Origin of the sequence: Cohnella xylanilytica, assembly GCF_014212175.1 — a bacterium.
Classification (GTDB): domain Bacteria; phylum Bacillota; class Bacilli; order Paenibacillales; family Paenibacillaceae; genus Cohnella; species Cohnella xylanilytica.
This window is the reverse complement of record NZ_JACJVR010000153.1, coordinates 1-2878: the sequence shown is the minus strand read 5'-3', so window position 1 is coordinate 2878 and position 2878 is coordinate 1. Positions and strand designations below refer to the sequence as shown.

Genomic DNA, 2878 nt, shown 5'->3' with positions numbered 1-2878 from the left:
GATTTTTTGTATGAAAAATCACACAAAGATAGCGCAGGAGGAGCAACCCCTTGCTGCTTGGCGGCGAATGGTTTATTCTATATTTACTCATATACTGTGGCGAAGCACGCCCCGATCTTCCTTCTTGAGCGAAGGGAAGTCGGGGCTTATTTTTTTACTCGGGAAGGGTGATCCGGTTGAGCTTTGAGATCGAGCATGAGAAATGGATAAAAGACCACTTGTCGAAGCGTCATGGGGAACGAAAGGATGCTCTGAAAAGAGGGCACGGATTTGGCAACCGCATGTTTGCGGAAAACATATGGTGGCCTCTGATGGGACATTTTACAGGTTTGCATCCGGAATACGAAGTTAAAGATTGGCGGGGGCGGTCGTATTTCGTGGATTTTATTTGGATATGGGGCGTTCTTCGTTTGTATTCGAGATCATGGATTACGGTACGCATGGCAAGGATCGTTCGAAATATCGAATGGATCTGAACAGGGGGCTGTTCCTGCAGTCGCAAGATTGTTACGTGGTCTCTATATCCTTCGACGAAATGAAAGAAAATCCATCGTTCGTGCTGGCTATGGTTCGAAGCATTCTCGCTCCTTATCTAATAGCAGCGGATGCGAAGGATGAGACGGTTCGTCGCAAATTTCAAAAAATCGAACGCCAGTTGATGCGTCTGGCCATTCGAAACAACCGTATCCTTAGTCCGGCGAAGGCGGCGATAGAATTGGAGGTTCACAAGCAGACGGTCATTAAGTACTGCCGCAGCCTTGTGGAGAGAGGAAAATTCCGCGCGATTCCGACAGGTACAGCCGGTAAAATATACAATTACGAATACATAGGGGCTATGCAGAGTCCCGATTTATTTTGAATGCAGCCAAACGGGCCGCCGCTCGTCGGGATACGGCGGTTCGTTTTTGTTGCGGCGGCCCCGTTTGTCGTCCGACAGCGATAAGGAATTAACGCCGGTTACAGATCGACTCTCAAGGTTCCCAGCATCTTGACGAATTCCGGATCGTGGTACGATAAGAAGAGACTATCCCGCGTATCGAGGGCGGCAATACGTTCCATATCGTCCGCGCTCAACTCAAAATCGAAAATGTCGAAGTTTTCGACGATCCGCTCTTTGCGCACCGATTTTGGAATAGCAACGACTTCTCGCTGAACAAGCCAGCGCAACACGACTTGAGCGACGGACTTGTTATGTTTGGCCGCGATCGAGGACAGCGCTTCGTTGCCGAACATGTTGCCCCGTCCTTCAGCGAACGGCGCCCACGACTGGTGCTGCACTCCCTGCTCCTTCATAAAAGCGCCGCTCTCGATGCTGGTAGAACGGGTGCGTCTCGACCTGGTTGACGGCAGGCACGATCTCGTTATGCACGATGAGGTCCATCAGGCGGTCGGGCAGGAAGTTGCTGACGCCGATCGCCCTGATCTTGCCTTCGCGGTACAGCTCCTCCATCGCGCGCCAAGCGCCGTAGTAATCGCCGAACGGCTGGTGAATCAGGTAGAGATCGAGATAGTCGAGCTGCAGTTTCTTCAACGATTTGGCGAACGCCAGCTTGGCGCTCTCGTATCCGGCGTCCTGAACCCAGAGCTTGGTCGTGATGAACAGCTCTTCGCGCGGTACGCCGCTTCGCTTGATCGCGCGTCCGACCGCTTCCTCGTTCAGGTAACCGGCGGCGGTGTCGATCAGGCGGTAACCGGCCATCAGCGCTTCGTATACCGCGTTCTCGCATTGTTCGGCATCGGGTATTTGGTAGACCCCGAAGCCGAGGATCGGCATTTTCACGCCGTTGTTCAATGTTACGGATTGCATGGTCATTCCTCCCATTATTCAAAATATAAAATGGCAAACGGCCGTGCATCCCGGGAAATCGGACGCCGCACGGGGATTCCCGCTTACGGCCGTTTGCCTTACAATAAGCCTAGCGCCTTCGTGTTACACGAAGTCAAGCAGTCTTTAACCACTTTTTCTCGAGGAGGATTACGCATGTATACGGTCAAAGAAGCCGCCTTCATAACGGGGCTCACCGAGCACGCCGTACGTTTTTACACCGATAAAGGCCTGGTTCCGAGCTTAAAGCGCAATCCAAACAACATCCGGATGTTCGACGAAGAATCGATCAACTGGCTGCATGGCGTCAAATGTCTCAAGCAATCCGGAATGCCGATCGAAGTCATCAAAAAGTACGTCGATCTTTGCCTCGAAGGGGATTCGACCATTCCGCAACGCAGTGCGCTCATCATCGAGCATAAAGAAGCGGCGCTCGCGAGACTCGAAGAAGCCAAACGGCACGTTGACCATTTGGAACAAAAAGCCGCCCTGTATCAGGCCATTCTGGAGCACCGCTCTCCAGACACAACCAACCCCGGCAACTGGGACAAAATCCGGCATATGCACAGCGACGTGTTTTACTCGCCCTCTGTATAACCAACCTACGCCAATAAATTTCCATTATTTGCTTTTACCTAAAAGGAAGTGATGGTTTGAAATATTTAATGATTGTCTTCGTTTGCGCTGCCTTATTGTCAGGATGCAAAGGGGAACTAATCGACTCGGTTACGAAAAACGAACTTAAAGCAGTAAAGCCGCAAGAAGGGACTATAAGCGTTAAAATTAACGATGATTATATGCTTGGGAATATAGACTACTCTCACAGTCCGCTTGTCGTCGACCCTAATGCTTATTCGAGTAATGAGATTCAACGAGGAGACCTTGTCTATTTTCAATATCCTCCCAACCGATTTCAGAGCGCGGAGAAAAAAAGCGTTCTTCGAGTTGTTGCGTTAAGCGGAGAGAAAATCCGAATGAAAAAAGGTCAAGTATATATAGACGGACAACGACTGAATACTTTCTACGGTAAGGATTTATCCTGAATTTCGAAAG

Annotated in this window: 3 protein-coding genes and 1 pseudogene; 3 read left to right on the top strand and 1 reads right to left on the bottom strand. The window is 50.3% G+C overall.

Annotated features, from left to right (window positions below):
- The first annotated feature begins 355 nt into the window (after positions 1-355).
- On the top strand, positions 356-859 hold the full coding sequence (locus H7B90_RS31730; RefSeq protein WP_246578608.1) for a hypothetical protein: 504 nt from the start codon (positions 356-358) through the stop codon (positions 857-859).
- A gap of 98 nt (positions 860-957) precedes the next feature.
- On the opposite strand, the pseudogene H7B90_RS31725 reads toward H7B90_RS31730, so the two are convergent.
- Positions 958-1807 (bottom strand): annotated as a pseudogene (locus tag H7B90_RS31725) (aldo/keto reductase).
- Positions 1808-1981: 174 nt separating this feature from the next.
- On the opposite strand from H7B90_RS31725, the gene H7B90_RS31720 reads away from it, so the two are divergent.
- Both H7B90_RS31720 and H7B90_RS31715 read left to right on the top strand, forming a co-directional pair.
- Entirely contained in the window at positions 1982-2422 is a 441-nt protein-coding gene (locus H7B90_RS31720) for a MerR family transcriptional regulator (protein ID WP_185139913.1), read from the top strand.
- 56 nt (positions 2423-2478) lie between these two features.
- On the top strand, positions 2479-2868 hold the full coding sequence (locus H7B90_RS31715) for a S26 family signal peptidase (protein WP_185139912.1): 390 nt from the start codon (positions 2479-2481) through the stop codon (positions 2866-2868).
- Positions 2869-2878 lie beyond the last annotated feature (10 nt).